The 17,116-nt window shown below is 74.6% G+C and carries 9 protein-coding genes; 7 read left to right on the top strand and 2 right to left on the bottom strand.

Features of this window, described 5'->3' with window-relative positions:
• Positions 1-118: 118 nt before the first annotated feature.
• The 4 genes from iolD (at position 119) to ACSMXW_RS10485 (ending at position 6,144) form a co-directional block, all read left to right on the top strand.
• Positions 119-1,999, top strand: a complete 1,881-nt coding sequence (iolD, locus tag ACSMXW_RS10500; protein WP_485805512.1) for a 3D-(3,5/4)-trihydroxycyclohexane-1,2-dione acylhydrolase (decyclizing) — start codon at positions 119-121, stop codon at positions 1,997-1,999.
• Positions 2,000-2,117: 118 nt separating this feature from the next.
• Complete coding sequence (locus tag ACSMXW_RS10495) at positions 2,118-3,620, top strand: CoA-acylating methylmalonate-semialdehyde dehydrogenase (RefSeq protein ID WP_485805510.1); 1,503 nt, start codon at positions 2,118-2,120, stop codon at positions 3,618-3,620.
• Positions 3,621-3,958: 338 nt separating this feature from the next.
• A complete protein-coding gene (locus ACSMXW_RS10490) occupies positions 3,959-5,176 on the top strand; it encodes a CaiB/BaiF CoA transferase family protein (protein ID WP_485805508.1) in 1,218 nt (405 codons plus the stop codon).
• Positions 5,173-6,144: a hydroxymethylglutaryl-CoA lyase gene (locus tag ACSMXW_RS10485; RefSeq protein WP_485805506.1), complete on the top strand. Its 972-nt coding sequence runs from the start codon at positions 5,173-5,175 to the stop codon at positions 6,142-6,144. The genes ACSMXW_RS10490 and ACSMXW_RS10485 overlap by 4 nt, the downstream gene beginning before the upstream one ends.
• Positions 6,145-6,277: 133 nt before the next feature.
• Here the strand turns inward: ACSMXW_RS10485 and ACSMXW_RS10480 are convergent, their stop codons facing one another.
• The gene (locus tag ACSMXW_RS10480) at positions 6,278-7,096 is read right to left on the bottom strand and encodes an IclR family transcriptional regulator (RefSeq protein ID WP_485805505.1); all 819 of its coding nucleotides are present in this window, start codon (positions 7,094-7,096) and stop codon (positions 6,278-6,280) included.
• Positions 7,097-7,451: 355 nt separating this feature from the next.
• Here ACSMXW_RS10480 and ACSMXW_RS10475 point away from each other — a divergent pair, with 355 nt between their 5' ends.
• From ACSMXW_RS10475 to ACSMXW_RS10465, 3 genes are all read left to right on the top strand, one after another.
• On the top strand, positions 7,452-8,873 hold the full coding sequence (locus ACSMXW_RS10475) for an MFS transporter (protein ID WP_485805503.1): 1,422 nt from the start codon (positions 7,452-7,454) through the stop codon (positions 8,871-8,873).
• 278 nt (positions 8,874-9,151) lie between these two features.
• A complete protein-coding gene (locus ACSMXW_RS10470) occupies positions 9,152-12,193 on the top strand; it encodes an alpha/beta fold hydrolase (RefSeq protein WP_485805501.1) in 3,042 nt (1,013 codons plus the stop codon).
• A gap of 275 nt (positions 12,194-12,468) precedes the next feature.
• Entirely contained in the window at positions 12,469-13,266 is a 798-nt protein-coding gene (locus ACSMXW_RS10465) for an ABC transporter permease (protein WP_485807935.1), read from the top strand.
• A gap of 489 nt (positions 13,267-13,755) precedes the next feature.
• On the opposite strand, the gene lacZ is transcribed toward ACSMXW_RS10465, so the two are convergent.
• Positions 13,756-16,947 (bottom strand): beta-galactosidase, LacZ type, encoded by a 3,192-nt coding sequence (lacZ, locus tag ACSMXW_RS10460; protein ID WP_485805499.1) that lies wholly within the window; start codon positions 16,945-16,947, stop codon positions 13,756-13,758.
• Between the last annotated feature and the right edge of the window lie 169 nt (positions 16,948-17,116).

Raw genomic sequence — 17,116 nt, 5'->3', positions numbered from 1 at the left:
GCCGCGCCGAGTCCGGCGCCCCCGCCGCCACGGCCGCCCCGTCCAGCGCCCCCGCCCCGCCGGCCGCCCCGCCCGCCGGCACCCCCACGCGTACCCCCGTCTCCAGGGAGGGCCGACCATGAGCACCAGCGCCACCCGCCGCCTGACCACCGCCCAGGCCCTCGTCGCCTTCCTCACCCGGCAGTTCACCGAGCGCGACGGTGAGCGGCGCCGGCTGATCGGCGCCACCTGGGGCATCTTCGGGCACGGCAACGTCGCCGGCATCGGCCAGGCGCTCGTCGAGTACGGCGACGAGATGCCGTACCACCAGGGCCGCAACGAACAGGCCATGGTGCACGCGGCCGTCGGCTACGCCCGGCAGTCCGGCCGGCTGGCCACGCACGCCGTCACCACCTCCATCGGCCCCGGCGCCACCAACCTGGTCACCGGCGCCGCGCTCGCCACCATCAACCACCTGCCCGTCCTGCTGCTGCCCGGCGACGTCTTCGCGGCCCGGCCCGCCGACCCGGTGCTCCAGCAGCTCGAAGTGCCCCATGCGGGCGACGTGTCCGTCAACGACTGCCTGCGGCCCGTGTCCGTGTACTTCGACCGGATCACCCGCCCCGAGGCGCTGATCCCGGCCGCGCTCGCCGCGATGCGGACGCTGACGGACCCGGTGGCCACCGGCGCGGTCACCCTGGCGCTGCCGCAGGACGTGCAGGCGGAGGCCTACGACTGGCCCGAGGAGTTCTTCGCCGAGCGGGTGTGGACGGTCCGCCGCCCCGAGCCGGACCCGCACGAGCTGGACGCCGCGGTGCGCGCCGTGCTGGCGGCCCGCCGGCCGCTGATCGTGGCGGGCGGCGGGGTGCGGCACAGCCGCGCCGAGGAGGCGCTGCGGCGGCTCGCGGACGACACCGGCATCCCGGTGGCGGCCACCCAGGCCGGCAAGGGCGCGCTGCGCCACGACCACCCCGCGGACGTCGGCGGCATCGGCCACACCGGCACCGCCACCGCCAACGAGCTGGCCCGCGCCGCCGACCTGGTGATCGGCGTCGGCACCCGGTGGACCGACTTCACCACCGCCTCCGGCACCCTCTTCGGCGCCGACGGCGTCCGCTTCCTGAACGTCAACATCGCCCCCTACGACGGCCACAAGATGGCCGGCCTGCCGCTGGTCGCCGACGCCCGCACCGCGCTCGACGCGCTGCACGGCCGGCTCGGCGCGCACCACGTCTCCACCCGGTACGAGATCGACTACCGCGACGCCAAGTCCCGCTGGGAGCGGCAGGTCGGCGCGGCCTGCGCGGGTGAGGACGCGGCGCGGCCCACCCAGCCCCAGGTGCTCGGCGCGCTCGACACCGTCGTCACCGGCGACGACATCCTGATCAACGCCGCCGGCTCGCTCCCAGGCGAGCTGCACAAGCTGTGGCGCACCCGGTCCCACGACCAGTACCACGTCGAGTACGGCTACTCGTGCATGGGCTACGAGATCCCCGCCGCGATCGGGGTGTCCCTCGCCGCGCCGGGCCGGCCGGTGTGGGCGCTGGTCGGCGACGGCACCTATCTGCTGATGCCCGGTGAGATCGTCACCGCCGTCCAGGAGGGCATCCCCATCAAGGTCGTCATCCTGCAGAACCACGGCTACGCCTCCATCGGCGGCCTGTCGGAGTCGGTGGGCAGCGAGGGCTTCGCGACGGCGTACCGGTTCCGCGCCGCGGACGGCTCGTACACCGGGGAGCCGCTGCCCGTCGACCTCGCCGCCAACGCCGCCAGCCTCGGGATGCGGGTGCTGCGGCCCAAGACGCTCGGCGAGCTGCGCGCGGCGCTCGCCGACGCACGCGCCTCGGACCGGCCCACGTGCGTGTACGTGGAGACCGACACCAGCGGGGCGTCTCCCGGCGCGCCGCCCGCTCAGGCATGGTGGGACGTGCCGGTGGCCGAGACGGCGACCCGGGCGCCCGCGGTGGCGGCGCGCGAGGAGTACGAGCGGCAGGCCGGCGGCCGCAGGCGGCACCTGTGAGGCGGCGGGCGCCGTCGCGGCGGTGGGCGGCGCCGTCCGTGGCGCGGCGGCCGTGGGCGCCGTTCGCGGGGGAGCCGCCGCAGACGCCATCCGTGCACGACCGACTCGGGAGTTGCTCATGACGAAGACCGTCAGCCACTGGATCGGCGGCCGGCCCGCCGAGGGTGCCTCGGGCCGGTTCGGCCGGGTCACCGACCCCGCCACCGGCGCCGTCACGGCCCGGGTGCCGTTCGCGGACGCCGGCGAGGTGGACGCGGCCGTCGCGGCGGCCAGGGCGGCGTTCGAGGACTGGCGCGGCTCGTCGCTGGCGCAGCGCACCACGGTGCTCTTCTCGTTCCGCGCCCTGCTCGACGCGCACCGCGACGACGTCGCCCGCCTGATCACCGCCGAGCACGGCAAGGTGCACGCGGACGCGCTCGGCGAGGTGGCCCGCGGCCTGGAGATCGTCGACCTCGCCTGCGGCATCCCCACCCAGCTCAAGGGCGCGCTGTCCACGCAGGTCTCGCAGCGGGTGGACGTCGCCGAGATCCGCCAGCCGCTCGGGGTGGTGGCGGGCATCACGCCGTTCAACTTCCCGGCGATGGTGCCGATGTGGATGTTCCCGCTCGCCATCGCCTGCGGGAACACCTTCGTGCTCAAGCCCAGCGAGAAGGATCCCTCCGCGTCGGTGCGGCTCGCCGAGCTGATGGCCGAGGCGGGCCTGCCGGACGGCGTCCTCAACGTGCTGCACGGCGACAAGCCGGCCGTCGACCGGCTGCTGGAGCACCCCGACGTGGCGGCGGTCTCCTTCGTCGGCTCCACGCCCATCGCCCGGTACGTGCACCGCACCGCCTCGGAGCACGGCAAGCGCGTCCAGGCGCTGGGCGGTGCCAAGAACCACATGATGGTGCTGCCCGACGCGGACCTGGACGCCGCCGCCGACGCCGCGGTCTCCGCGGCGTACGGCTCCGCCGGGGAGCGGTGCATGGCGGTCTCGGCGGTGGTCGCGGTCGGCGCCGTCGGGGACGAGCTGGTGCAGCGCATCAAGGAGCGCGCCGAGAAGGTCACCATCGGGCCCGGCACCGACCCGGCCTCCCAGATGGGCCCCCTGATCACCGCCGAGCACCGCGACCGGGTCGCCGGTTATGTGAACGGCGCCGCGGAGCAGGGCGCCGAGGTCGTCCTGGACGGCACCGGGCACACCGTCGAGGGCTACGAGAACGGCCACTGGATCGGCATCTCGCTGCTCGACAAGGTGCCGGTGACCGCGGACGCCTACCGCGACGAGATCTTCGGCCCGGTGCTGAGCGTGCTCCGCGTCGACTCCTACGACGAGGGTCTCGCGCTGATCAACGCCTCGCCGTGGGGCAACGGCACGGCGATCTTCACCCGGGACGGCGGCGCGGCCCGCCGTTTCCAGATGGAGGTGGAGGCGGGCATGGTCGGCGTGAACGTGCCGATCCCGGTGCCGGTCGGCTACCACTCGTTCGGCGGCTGGAAGGACTCCCTCTTCGGCGACCACCACATCTACGGCACGGACGGGGTTCGGTTCTACACCCGGGGCAAGGCGATCACGACCCGCTGGCCGGACCCCGCGGACGCCCCCGCGGGCGTGGACCTGGGCTTCCCCGGGAACCACTGACGGAACCCTCTTTCGGGCCCCTGCCCCGGCCCACGCAAGGGGCGCGAGGAACGGCGCGCACAGCCCCGACGAGACCGTCGCGTCGCCACCGCCCCAAGGCGGCAGTCCCTGCCGCCTTGGGACCACCGGCTGTGGGTGGTTGCCCGCGCCGGCGCGGTGGAGCCGCATACCGACACAGCCCCGCGCCCCTTTCCCGTGCGTGCCCCTCACATGAGGGGCCGCCCCGGCCTGCGCAGGGGTGCGCGCACCACATCCCACATCGCGGACGTCCTTGACCACATTCAAGGAAGGCCCACATCATGAGTGCGCAACTCATGTCGTGGGATTGGAGTCGAACCATGGAGACGACCGGCGCCCCGGACGGGCCGCTGGCAGGGCTTCGGGTGCTGGAACTGGGCAACTTCATCGCTGCCCCGTCCGCCGGCAGGCTGCTCGCCGACTTCGGCGCCGAGGTGGTCAAGCTGGAGCGGCCCGGCAGCGGTGACGAACTCCGCCGGTGGCGGCTGCACAGAGGTGAGACGTCCCTGCTGTTCCGGACGATGAACCGCAACAAGAAGTCCGTCACCCTCGACCTCGCCGGCGAATCCGGACGCCAGGTCGCCCTGGACCTGATCCGCGCCAGCGACGTCGTGCTGGAGAACTTCCGGCCCGGCACGCTGGAGCGCTGGGGCCTCGGCCCGGAGGTCCTGCGCGCCGCCCACCCCGACCTTGTCCTGGTCCGCATATCCGGCTACGGGCAGACCGGTCCCTACCGCGACCGCCCCGGGTTCGGCGGCGTCGCGGAGGCCATCGGCGGCCTGCGCCGCCTCACCGGTTACCCGGACCTGCCGCCCACCCGGGTCGGCATCAGCGTCGCCGACTCGGTCGCCGGGCTCTACGCCGTCATCGGTGCCCTCATGGCGCTGCACCGCCGCGACCGCGGCCGGGGCGGGGACGTCGTGGACGTGGCGCTGTACGAGGGCATCTTCTCGCTGATGGAGTCGCTGCTCCCGGACCACGACGCGTTCGGTGTCCAGCCCGAGCGCACCGGCACGGCACTGCCGGGCATAGCCCCGTCCAACACCTACCGCTGCCAGGATGGCGAACACGTCGTCATCAGCGGCAACGGCGACGCGATCTTCCGCCGCCTGATGACCCTGGTCGGCCGCCCCGACCTGGGAGCGGACCCCGCCCTGGCCGACAACGCCGGGCGGGTCGCGCGCCGCGCGGAGCTCGACGAGGTCATCGGGGCCTGGGCGGCCGGTCGCCCGGCGGCCGAGGCGCTGGCGGCCCTGAAGGAGGCCGACGTGCCCAGCGGGCCGATCTACTCCGCCGCCGACATCGCGGCCGACCCGCACTACGCCGCCCGCGGCATGCACGAACGGCACCCGGTGCGCATAGCCGAGGACGAGAAGGCCGACGTCCTCTTCCCCGGTGTCGTACCGAAGCTCGCCGAGGCGCCCGGCGCGACCCGCTGGCTCGGCCCGGAACTGGGCGAGCACACCGACGAGGTACTCGACCGCCTCGGCGTCCCGCCCGAGCGCCGCGCCGAACTCCGCGCCCAGGGGGTGCTGTGACCACCGCCGACCGTACCGCCACCGACGCGCGTCCGCCCGCCGCGGCCGCTGGAGCCGACGAGGTCGGCGAGGTGCTGATCACCGACGTGCTGCTGCGTGACGGCCTCCAGATCGAGCCCGTCGTGCTGCCCACCGCCGACAGGGTCCGGCTGGGCCGCGGCCTGCTGGACGCGGGCCTGACCTCCCTGGAGGTGGGCTCGTTCGTGCACCCCGACCGAGTGCCGCAGATGGCCGGAACGGAGGAGGTGCTGGCCGGGCTGCGCGGCACCGCCGCCACCCTGCACACCCTGGTGTTCAACGAGCGCGGCGCCCGTCGCGCCATCGAGGCCGGGGCGGCCGCCGTGCGGTTCGTCGTCTCCGCCACCGACGGCCACAGTGTCTCCAACGCCGGCGTCCCCACCGCCGAGGCGCTGGACCGACTGGAGCCGTGTGCCGAACTGCTCGGCGCGGCCGGGGTGCGGATCGAGGCCTGCGTGGCGACCGCCTTCGTCTGCCCGTTCGACGGCGAGACCGCGCCGGACCGGGTGGTGCGCGCCGCGGACCGGCTGATCGGCATGGGCGCGCGTGTGCTGCACCTGGCCGACACCATCGGCGCCGCTTCCCCCGCCCACCTGCGCCGTACCGTCGCGGCGGTGCGCGCACGCCATCCGCTGGTTCCGCTCGGCCTGCACCTGCACAACACCTACGGCATGGCCTCCGCCAACGCATGGGAAGGGCTGCGGCTCGGTGTTCGCCGCTTCGACGCGGCGCTCGGCGGCATCGGCGGCTGCCCGTTCGCCCCCGGCGCGGCCGGGAACATCGCCACCGACGACCTGGTCAACATGCTGCACCACTGCGGCATCGCCACCGGCGTCGATCCCGACCGGCTCATCGCGGTCCGCGACGAACTGCGCACCCTGCTGGGCCGGGGCCTGGACTCCGCGCTGTCCTCGGTGCCCGCCGCGCCCGTGCCGCTGCGGGTCGGCTGACCCGCGCTCCGGCCCGCCACCCTCCCGGCCGGCGACCGCACCTCCCGGCCGGGAGGGCCGGGCGCCCGCCGGGCCACCCGCCGGGCCACGAGCGCGCACCCCGGCCGGGCCCGCGGCCGGACGCCGCGGCCGGTCAGGCCCGCGGGTCCGCGGCCTGGTGGGCGCCCGGGCGGTAGCCGAGGCGGCGCGAGGCATCCGCCGCGGCGGCCACCACGGCCGGTGCGATGGTTCCGACGTCGGACGGCGTCAGCCGCTGCGTGGGGGCACCGATGCCCAGCACCGCCACGAGTTCGCCGGTCACGCCGAAGACCGGCGCGCTCACCGACGCGGCGCCCAGATCCCGTTCCTCGAAGCTGGCGGCGAACCCGGTCTCGCGGATGGCGGCCAACTGGTCGTCCAGCAGGTCGATGTCGGTGACGGTGCGCGCGGTGTGCCGGCTCAGCCCGTGCCCCACCGCGGCGGACCGCGCCGTCGGGTCGAACGCCATGAACACCTTGCCCGCCGAGCCCGCGTGCAGGGCCATCACCATGCCCACCATGAACAGCCGGGTCACCACATGATGCGTCTCGGCCAGGGCCACCACCGTGCGGTACGCGCCGTCGCGCACGTACAGGCACGCGGTCTCACCGGTGGCGTCCCGCAACTGGGACAGCGACGGGCGGGTCAACCGCACCATGTCGAGCCCGAAGGTGCCGGGCGCCGCCCAGCGCACCAGGCCCAGGCCGATGCGGTACCTGTCGGCGTCCCGGTCCAGGAACTCCTCGCGGACCATGTTGTGCACCAGCCGCTGGCAGGTGCTCTGCGGCAGGCCCGTCTCCTTCACGATCTCCTGGAGTGTCAGCTCCGGGCGCTCGATCGTGAAGCACTCCAGGATCTGCCGGAACTTCTGGAGCACCAGGATCGGGGGCATGCCGGCCTTCTCACCGGCCGCCTTTCTGTCGTCCGCGCTCACGGCACCTCCCTTCTCCCGCTCCACCTCCCACCCCGGGTGGAGGTCCCGGCTCACGATAGCCGAGCGTGACGGCCCGGCCCCCGGCACGCGCTCCCGTGCCCGTCGCCGTGCCGACCGTGCCACGACGGCGCCGGCCGGCAGAGCGTGCCTCACGTCCGGGGAGCCGGGGCACGCGCCTTACGCCTGGGGAGCCGCGCAACGTAAGGGAAACGTGGCATTGACATCGCCGTGTGACGCCTACAACATGGGTCAACAACTCACGATATGAGTGCGGCGACTGCCTCCCGTCGGAGGCACCACCGGCCGGCGACCGCTCTCAGATCGCTCCAGCGCAACGCGATAACCGGGAGTCCCCGTGTCCCAAGAACTCTCCATAGCCGGCCGGCTCGACCGGTTGCCGATCACCCGGGCGCACATGCTCGCCGTGGTGGTGGTCGGCATCGGCATGTTCTTCGACCTGTACGAGGTCTTCCTCGCCGGCACCCTCAGCACGGCGCTGACCGAGGACTTCCACGTCACCTCCGGCGAGCTCAAACCGATACTGGCGTCCGCCTTCGTCGGCGCGTTCTTCGGCGCCGTGGCGATGTCCCGGATCGCCGACCGCCTCGGCAGGCGCCGTGCCTTCTATCTCACCCTCGGCGTCTACTCGCTCTTCTCGGTGCTCGGCGCCTTCAGCACCAATGTCGAGATGCTCATCGTCTGCCGCTTCCTCGCGGGCCTGGGCATCGGCGGCGAGCTGCCGCTGTGCGACGCCTACCTCTCGGATCTGCTGCCGTCCCGGGTACGCGGCCGACTCATCGGCTGGGCCTACACCGTCGGCTTCTGCGGCGTCCCGGTCGCCGGCTTCCTCGCCCTCGGCATCGTCCCGCACAGCTTCGCCGGCCTGGCCGGCTGGCGCTGGATGTTCCTGATCGGCGGCGTCGGCGCCTTCCTCTGCTGGTTGCTGCGCCGGAGCCTGCCGGAGTCGCCGCGCTGGCTCGCCGCCGTCGGCCGGTACGCCGAGGCCGACGAGATCGTCACCCGTCTGGAGACCGGGGCCGGCGCGACCCGCGGCGACCGGCCGGCCGAGCCCGGGCCCGCCGAGCCCGGGCCGGCCGAGCCGCGGGCCGAGGTGCGCGGCGCGCGGTTCCGCGACCTGTTCTCCCCCCGCTGGCGCGGCCGCACCGTCATGCTCGCCGTCTTCCAGATCCTCCAGGTGTTCGGCTACTACGGCTTCGGCACCCTCGCCCCCCTCGTACTGGCGGCCAAGGGCTACGACGTCGTCCACAGCATCGCCTTCAGCGCCGTGACCTTCCTCGGCTACCCGGTCGGCTCGCTGCTGTCGCTACCGATCATCGAACGCGTCGAGCGGCGCACGCTGATCATGGTCTCGGCGCTCGCCATGCTGGCGTTCGGCCTGGCCTTCGGCTACTGCACGGTCACCGCCGGAATCCTGGTCCTCGGCTTCTGCTACACCGTGGCCAGCAACCTGTTCTCCAACGCGTACCACGTCTACCAGAGCGAACTGTTCCCGACCCGGCTGCGCGCCACCGGCGCGGGCAGCGCCTACTCGCTGAGCCGCCTGGCCACCGCCGCGATGCCCTACGTGCTGCTGCCGCTGCTCGACGCGTCGGGAGCCACCGCCGTGTTCCTCTTCATCGCCCTCGCCATGGCCGCCATCGTCCTGGACGTCGGCCTGCTGGGGCCGCGTACCACCGGCAGGTCCCTGACGGACATCGCGGACGGGCGGACCACCGCCGACCCGGCCCCGGAGCACGCCGGCCACGGCAGCCGGTGACGTGAGCCGGAGACCTGCCGCCCAGGCGGGTCCCTGACGGGGGCGCCCGCCCGGGCGGGCCCCTGACGGGCGGCACCCGGCCGGGCGGGACCGCGGCAGGCGGCGACGTCGCCGCGGGTTTCCCCCGCACGCGCGTCCGGGCGGACGTGACGTACGCCACGGCACGGACCGCGCCGCCCGCGGCGTACGCCCCGACCTCGGCGTACTCCGCCGGTGGGCCACGCGGACCCCACCGGCGTACCGCTTGAATGCCCCCACCCGCCCGTACCGTTGAGGACATGGTTCTGAGACTGCCCGGGCGGCGCCCGGTACGGCTGCCCGGCTCGCGCCGGGTGCGGCGGTGGGCCGCCGCACTCCTCGCCGTCGCCGTGCTCGCCACCGGCGGCATCTGGTCCGCCTCCGCCGCGGGCGCCTTCGGGGACCACACCCCCGTGCACCGCACGGACCGCATGCTGCCGACCCACGGCGCGACGATCGACACCTCCTACTACACGACGGGCGACCCGGACACCCGCCGCCCCGCGGTGCTGCTCGCGCACGGCTTCGGCGGCAGCAAGGACGACGTGCGCCCCGAGGCCGAGCAGCTGGCCCGGGACGGCTACGCGGTGCTCACCTGGTCCGCGCGCGGCTTCGGGCACTCCACCGGCAAGATCGGGCTGAACGACCCCAAGGCCGAGGTCGCCGACGTCTCCCGGCTGATCGACTGGCTCTCGCACCGCCCCGAGGTGCAGCTCGACCACGCGGGCGACCCGCGCGTCGGCGTCACCGGCAGCTCCTACGGCGGCGCCGTCTCGCTGCTCGCCGCCGGCTACGACCACCGGGTCGACGCCATCGCCCCGCAGATCACCTACTGGAACCTGGCGGACGCGCTGTTCCCCGACGGCGTCTTCAAGAAGCTGTGGGCCGGGATCTTCTTCACCACCGGCAGCGCCGGCAGCGCGACCGGTCAGCAGAACCCCGGCGACCGGGCCCCCGCGGACCCCGGCGGCGCGCCCTCCGGAGGGAACGGCTCCGGCGGGAACGGCTCCGGCGGGAACGGCTCCGGAGGTGCGGGCCAGGACGGCTCGGCCTCCGCCGGCATGTCCCGGTCCTCGGACACCTCGGGCCCGGCGCACTCCGGCCGCACCGCCCACGCCGCGGACGGCACCGGCCTCGACTCCGCCGGCACCTCCGTGGGCTCCGCGGCCAGGGCGAGCCTCGGCGGCCCCGGCGCCGCCGGGGACCAGGGCACGGCCGGGCCCGCCGACGCCTCCGCCTGCGGCCGCTTCGAGCGGCAGCTCTGCGCGATGTACCAGCGGGTCGCCGAGAACGGCAGGCCCGACGCGGCGGCCCGCGCCCTGCTCCAGGAACGCAGCCCGTCCGCGGTCGGCACCCGCATCAAGGTGCCCACCCTGATCGCCCAGGGCCAGGCCGACTCGCTCTTCCCGCTCGGCCAGGCCGACGCCATGGCCCGGCAGATCAGGGCCAACGGCGCCCCCGTCGACGTCGACTGGCTCTCCGGCGGCCACGACGGCGGCGACCTGGAGACCGGCCGGATGACCGACCGCGTGGCGCAGTGGTTCGACCGCTACCTGAAGCACGACACCTCCGCCGACACCGGTCCCGTCTTCCGGATCTCCCGCACCGGCGGCGTCGACTCCACCGACGGCACCGCGGCGACCCGGGGCGCCACCTCCGACCGATACCCGGGCCTGGAGAGCGACCCGCACACCCTGCCGCTCACCGGCGGCACCCAGAGCTTCGCCAACCCGCCCGGCGGCGACCCGCCCTCGATCTCGGCGGTGCCGGGGCTCACGGGCTCCTCGCAGCTCTCCGGGCTCGGCCTCGGCCCGTCCCTGGACATGCCGGGGCAGTTCGCGCGCTTCGAGACGGCCCCGCTCGACCACGACCTGCGGATCACCGGCTCCCCGACGGTGACCGTGCACGTCACCTCGTCCCGTCCCGACGCGGTGCTGTTCGGGAAGCTGTACGACGTCTCGCCGGGCCAGGGCGGCCGCGCCTCGCTGCCCGACCAGCTGGTGGCGCCGGTCCGCGTCGAGGGCGCCCAGCAGGGCAGGGACGTGCGGATCACCCTGCCCGCCATCGACCACGAGGTCGTGGCGGGCCACCGGCTGCGGCTGGTGCTCGCCAGCACCGACCTGGCGTACGCCTCCCCGGCCGCCGCCGCCACCTACACCGTCTCGCCCGCCGGCGACGGCCTGCACGTGCCGACCGCGCCCGGGGTGAGAAGCTCCGGGGCGCCGGTGCCGGCCTGGGTGTGGTGGCTGCCCGCCGCGGGCGCCGTGCTCGCGCTCGGCCTGGTGCTCACCGGCCGCCGCCGCACCGCGGCCCCCGCGCCCGACCCGGCGCTCGCCGACGTGCCGCTCCGGATCAGCGGCCTCAGCAAGCGGTACGCCAACGCCCACGACCGGTACGCCGTGCGCGACCTGTCGTTCCGGGTGGACCGCGGCCAGGTGCTCGGCCTGCTGGGCCCGAACGGCGCCGGCAAGACCACCACCCTGCGCATGCTGATGGGCCTGATCACGCCCGACGCCGGGGAGATCCGGGTGTTCGGGCACGCCATAAGGCCCGGCGCGCCGGTGCTGTCCCGGGTCGGCGCGTTCGTGGAGGGCGCGGGCTTCCTGCCGCACCTGTCGGGTCGCGAGAACCTCGACCTCTACTGGCGGGCCACCGGACGCCCGGCCGAGGACGCGCACGCCGAGGAGGCGCTGCGCATCGCCGGCCTCGGTGACGCCCTGGCCCGCGCGGTGCGCACCTACTCGCAGGGCATGCGGCAGCGCCTCGCGCTCGCCCAGGCCATGCTGGGCCTGCCCGACCTGCTGATCCTCGACGAGCCGACGAACGGTCTCGACCCGCCGCAGATCAGGGAGATGCGGGACGTGATGATCCGTTACGCCCAGGGCGGGCGCACCGTCATCGTCTCCAGCCACCTCCTCGCCGAGGTGGAGCAGAGCTGTACGCACCTGGTCGTGATGGACCGCGGCCGGCTGGTGCGGGCCGGGCCCGTCTCGGACATCGTCGGCTCCGACGACACCCTGCTCGTCGGGCTCGCCGGCGAGGTGCCGGAGCCGCTGCTGGAGCGGGTCGCCGCCCTGCCCGAGGTGGCCTCGGCGGTGCCCGTGCCCGACGGGCTGCTGGTCCGTCTGGCGCTGCCGGCGGGCTCCGGCGCGGACGGCGCGGACGGCGCGGACGGCTCGGCGAGCCGGGCCGCGGCGCGGCTGCTCGCCGAGCTGGTCCGGCTCGGCGTGCCGGTGGCGTCGATGGGGCCGCACCGCCGCCTGGAGGACGCGTTCCTGACGTTGATCGGAGGAACCGCATGACCGCGGACACACACCGGACGGGGGAGAAGGTGCCGGCCGCCGGGGCCGGCGCGGCAGCCCTGGCCCGGGAGGCCGAGACCGTCCGGGCCGCCGGCCTGGCCCCGGACCCCGGGGACGCCGGCGCGGACGTGCCCCTGCACCCCCTGGCCGACGGCACCCCCGGAACCCCGGGATCCGGCACCACACCGCCCGCGGCGCCCGGGGGCGCCCACCCCGGCCCCGGAGCCGGCCCCGGGCCGGAGTCCACCGCGCCCGGCTACCGTCCCGGCCGCACCCTGCCGCTCCGCGTGGAGCTGGTGCGGCAGCTGAAGCGGCGGCGGACGATGGTGATGGGGGCGGTGCTCGCGCTGCTGCCGTTCGTCCTCGCGGTCGCGCTCGCGGTCGGCGACCCGGAGCGGGGCTCGGTCAATCTGATGACCACCGCCACCGAGTCCGGCGCCAACTTCGCGGCCACGTGTCTCTTCGTCAGCGCGGGCTTCGTGCTGGTGATCCCGGTGGCGCTGTTCTGCGGGGACACGGTGGCCTCCGAGGCGAACTGGTCGTCGCTGCGGTACCTGCTGGCGGCGCCGGTGCCGCGGGCCCGGCTGCTCTGGTCCAAGCTGGTCGTCGCGCTCGGGCTCAGCCTGGCCGCGATGGTGCTCCTGCCGGTGGTCGCGCTCGCGCTCGGCACGGCCCTCTACGGCGACGGGCCGCTCCAGATCCCCACCGGCGGCGTGCTGGACACCGGCACGGCCGTGCAGGGGCTCGCGCTCGCCGTCGGCTACATCTTCGTCTCCCAGCTCGTCACCGCGGGCCTCGCGTTCTGGCTCTCCACCCGGACGGACGCCCCGCTGGGCGCGGTCGGCGGCGCGGTGGGCCTGACGATCGTCGGCAATGTCCTGGACGCGGTGACGGCGCTCGGCCACTGGCGGGCCTTCCTGCCCGCGCACTGGCAGTTCGCCTGGGCCGACCTCATCCAGCCCCAGCCAGAGTGGGGCGGCATGATCCAGGGCGCCGCGGTGTCGGTGACCTACGCGATGGTCTTCATCGCCCTCGCATTCCGCGGCTTCCGCCGCAAGGACGTGGTCTCCTGACGCCACGCGTCCCCGGGCCCGGTCTGTGGGGTCGTGCCCTGGAGGGGCGCGGGGAACTGCGCGATCGGCCGTAGTGAGACGTGCGGGTCGTCACCGGCCTGAGGGGGCAGCTTCTGTCGTGTCCGGGCCGCCGGGTGGCGGGTGGGGGCGCGGCGCGGGCCCCGCGCTTGCCGGGGCCCGGTCTGTGGGGTTGTGCCCCGGAGGGGCGCGGGGAACTGCGCGATCGGCCGTAGCGAGACGTGCGGGTCGTCACCGGCCTGAGGGGGCAGCTTCTGTCGTGTCCGGGCCGCCGGGTGGCGGGTGGGGGCGCGGCGCGGGCCCCGCGCCTGCCGGGGCCCGGTCTGTGGGGTTGTGCCCTGGAGGGGCGCGGGGAACTGCGCGATCGGCCGTAGTGAGACGTGCGGGTCGTCACCGGCCTGAGGGGGCAGCTTCTGTCGTGTCCGGGCCGCCGGCAGGCGCAGGCCCCCGCGCCGCGGCCCGGGCGTGGGCTCAAAGGAGTGCGGGGCGCAGCCGGTACGCGTACGTGTAGGTGCGGCCCGCGTGCAGCAGGTACCGGTCGAGGGGCGGGGCGCCCCAGGAGTCGTTGCCGCCGACGCCCATCATGTGCAGGTTGACACCGAGCACCGTCTCCGCACGGCGCCGCAGCTCGTACGGGTGCCGCACACCCTCCAGGTCGAACGGGTGGAAGTGCAGCGCACTGGTCTCCAGGAACGGCTCGCCCCCGGCCGGATCCGCCAGCACCGTCAGGCCCTCGCCGGAGCCGTCGGTGAGGGACAGCCGCCGCACGTCCGTCATGTTGCCCGTCTGCTGCGGGCGCACATAGGGCGCGACCTGGGCGTCGACGGTGGAGCGGTGGCGGCCCACGAAAGCGGCCGTGTGCCGGTCCCAGTAGTTCTCCTGGGGCCCGCGCCCGTACCAGTCGAGCCGCTCGAATCCCTCCGGGACCGTCAGCAGCGCCCCCACGACCGGCAGGTCGGGCAGGCCCTCCGGCGCGGTCAGGGTGTGCCGGACGCGCACCTCGCCGTCGCCGCGGACCGTGAACACCGTCTCCCAGCCGGCGGCCACGGGCGCCGTGGGCAGCGTCGCGGACACCTCGATCCGCACCTCCCCGGGCGACGGCCGCGTGACCCGCACCCCGGTGACCTTCCGGCCGGGGCCGGCCTCACGCCAGGTCCGCAGCGAGGTGTGGGCGCCGCGGCCGATGTCGTTGTCGGTCGGGGCGCGCCAGAAGTTGGGCACGGGCCCGCCGGCGAGCAGCAGCCGGCCGCGCCAGGCGTACGAGCCGAGCGTGCCGGACTCCTTGTCCAGCACGACCGCCGCGTGCCGGCCGGTGACCCGGACCTCGCCGCCGGTCTCGGTCAGGGCGAGCCGCGGCAGGCTGCCGGAGGCGGGTGCGGCGGGCGCCGGCGCGCGCCAGTCCAGGGCCAGCTGTTCGGCGGCCACCACGTGGCCGGCGTCCGCCCAGGACGTCTTCTCGCGCAGCACGAAGGACACGTTCAGCCAGTACTCGGCGCCCGGCGTGAGCGTCTCGGGCCGCCGGTACGGGATCCTGACGCGGGTCTCGGCGCCGGGCGCCGCCTGCGGCGCGGGCAGGGTGCCCCGCTGGACCGGCTCGCCGTCGCACGTCACCGTCCACCGCAGTTCGTACGCGTCGAGACCGCTGAAGAGGTGCTTGTTGCGGACCCGCACGGTGCCGGCCGCGAGGTCGTCCGCCACCACGCCGACCGGCTGGTAGACCTTCTTGACCTCCAGCAGGCCGGGGTGCGGCGTGCGGTCGGAGGCGGTCAGGCCGTTGCAGCAGAAGTTGCCGTCGGTCGGGTAGCCCGGGTGCCAGTCGCCGCCGTAGGAGAGGTAGGTGCGTCCGCGGTCACCGGGCACGGGCAGCCGGATGGTCTGGTCCACCCAGTCCCAGACGAAGGCGCCGTGCAGGTTCGGATACCGCTCGAAGACGTCCCAGTACTCCTGGAGGTTGCCGGTGCTGTTGCCCATGGCGTGGGCGTACTCGCACAGGATGAACGGCTTCTGATCGCCCGACCTGCCGTACGCCTCGACGTCGGCGGGCTTGGTGTACATCTCGCTGTGCAGGTCGGCGACCTCGTTCATGCCCTCGTAGTGCACGGGCCGCGAGGGGTCGCGGCGGTGCGCCCAGTCGGCCATCGTGCGGAAGTTCCCGCCGGACCCGGCCTCGTTGCCGAGCGACCAGACGATCACGCTCGGATGGTTCTTGTCGCGCTCGACGAGCGAGGTCAGGCGGTCGACGCAGGCGTCCGTCCACTCGGGCAGCGACCCGGGCACGGTGTCGCGCACCTGGTGCGTCTCCAGGTTGGCCTCGCCGATGACGTAGAGGCCGTACTCGTCGCAGAGTTCCAGCCAGCGTGGGTGGTTCGGGTAGTGCGAGGTGCGCACCGCGTTGATGTTGTGCTGCTTCATGAGGCGGATGTCCTCGACCATCCGCCGCTCGGGGACGGCCTGGCCGTGGTCCGGGTCGGACTCGTGGCGGTTGGTGCCGCGCAGCACGATCGGCCTGCCGTTGACGGTGAACCGCCCCGGGCCGCAGTCGATCGTGCGGAAGCCGAGCCGGGTGCTGTGGATGTCCCGCCACGTGCCGTCGGTGAGGGTGACGACCAGCGTGTAGAGGTGCGGTTGTTCGGCCGACCAGAGGGCGGGGGCCGGGACGTGGGCCGTGAGGGTCACGGTCGTCCGGTCGGTGGCGGTGCCGGTGCGGGCGGCATCGTCGGCGTCGGTGCCGTCCGCGTCGAAGCGGACGCCGGAGGTGAGCGGCCGGTCCAGCACCGGCCGCCCGGCCGCGTCGTACAGCACCGCATCGAGGCGCAGTCCCGGCGGGCGCCCGCCGTCGTGGTCGCGCACGGTCGCGGTGACGTCGAGGACGGCGTCGCGGTGGTCCGCGTCCAGGCCGGTGCGGACGAAGAGGTCGTGCAGGTGCACCGGCGGGATCGCGTACAGGTACACGTCCCGGAAGATCCCGGACAGGTCGATCATGTCCTGGTCCTCCAGCCAGCTGCCGTCCGACCAGCGGTACACCTCCACGGCGAGGGTGTTCACGCCGGGCCTCAGCCGCTCGGTGACGTCGAACTCCGCCGGGGTGTAGCTGTCCTCGCTGTAGCCGACCCGGGCGCCGTTGACCCAGACGAAGAACGCCGACTTCACGCCCTGGAAGGAGAGCAGCACCCGCCGCCCGGTCCAGCCGGCCGGCACGGTGAAGGTACGCCGGTAGGAGCCCACCGGGTTGAAGCGGTGCGGCACCTCGGGCGGCTCGGGCGTCTCGTAACCCGTCCACGGATAGGGGATGTTCAGGTAGATCGGCTCTTTGTAGCCCTCGATCTCCCAGTTGGACGGCACTGTGATGGTGTCCCAGCCGCCGTCGTCGTACTCCGGGGCCTCGAAGCCGGTCGGTCTGGTGTCGGGGTTCTCCGACCAGCTGAAGCGCCACCGGCCGTTCAGCGAGCGGTGGTACGGGGACTCGGTGAAGGCGCCGCGCAGCGCGTCCGCGGTGCTCGCGTACGGCACGAGGCGGGCGCGGGCGGGCTCGCGGTTCACCTGGAAGACGGTGGGGTCGGCGTCCCACTCGGCGGCGGCCCGGGGGCGGGCGGCGGCCGCGAAGGCCTGCTTCTGGCCGGCAAAGGACGCCCATCCGACCAGGGCGGTGGAGGCGGCGAGCACGGCTCGGCGGCTCGGTCGGCGGCTCGGTCGGTGGTTCGGTCGGTGGTTCGGTCGGTAGGTCGGTCGGTGGCTCGGTTCGTGGGCACTCATACGACGACTCCGAACGAAAGGCGACAAGAACCATCAGCGTCGGACTGGATCGGTCATCAGACAAGACGCGGTGCGGGGG

This window comes from Streptomyces sp. DSM 116793, from assembly GCF_057320905.1.
Note: the sequence above shows the minus strand (reverse complement) of the source record. Positions and strands in the feature narration are given on the sequence as shown.

Coding starts and splice junctions, on each gene's coding strand:
- iolD (WP_485805512.1), top strand. CDS start 119: ATGAGCACCAGCGCCACCCGCCGCCTGACCACCGCCCAGGCCCTCGTC.
- ACSMXW_RS10495 (WP_485805510.1), top strand. CDS start 2,118: ATGACGAAGACCGTCAGCCACTGGATCGGCGGCCGGCCCGCCGAGGGT.
- ACSMXW_RS10490 (WP_485805508.1), top strand. CDS start 3,959: ATGGAGACGACCGGCGCCCCGGACGGGCCGCTGGCAGGGCTTCGGGTG.
- ACSMXW_RS10470 (WP_485805501.1), top strand. CDS start 9,152: ATGGTTCTGAGACTGCCCGGGCGGCGCCCGGTACGGCTGCCCGGCTCG.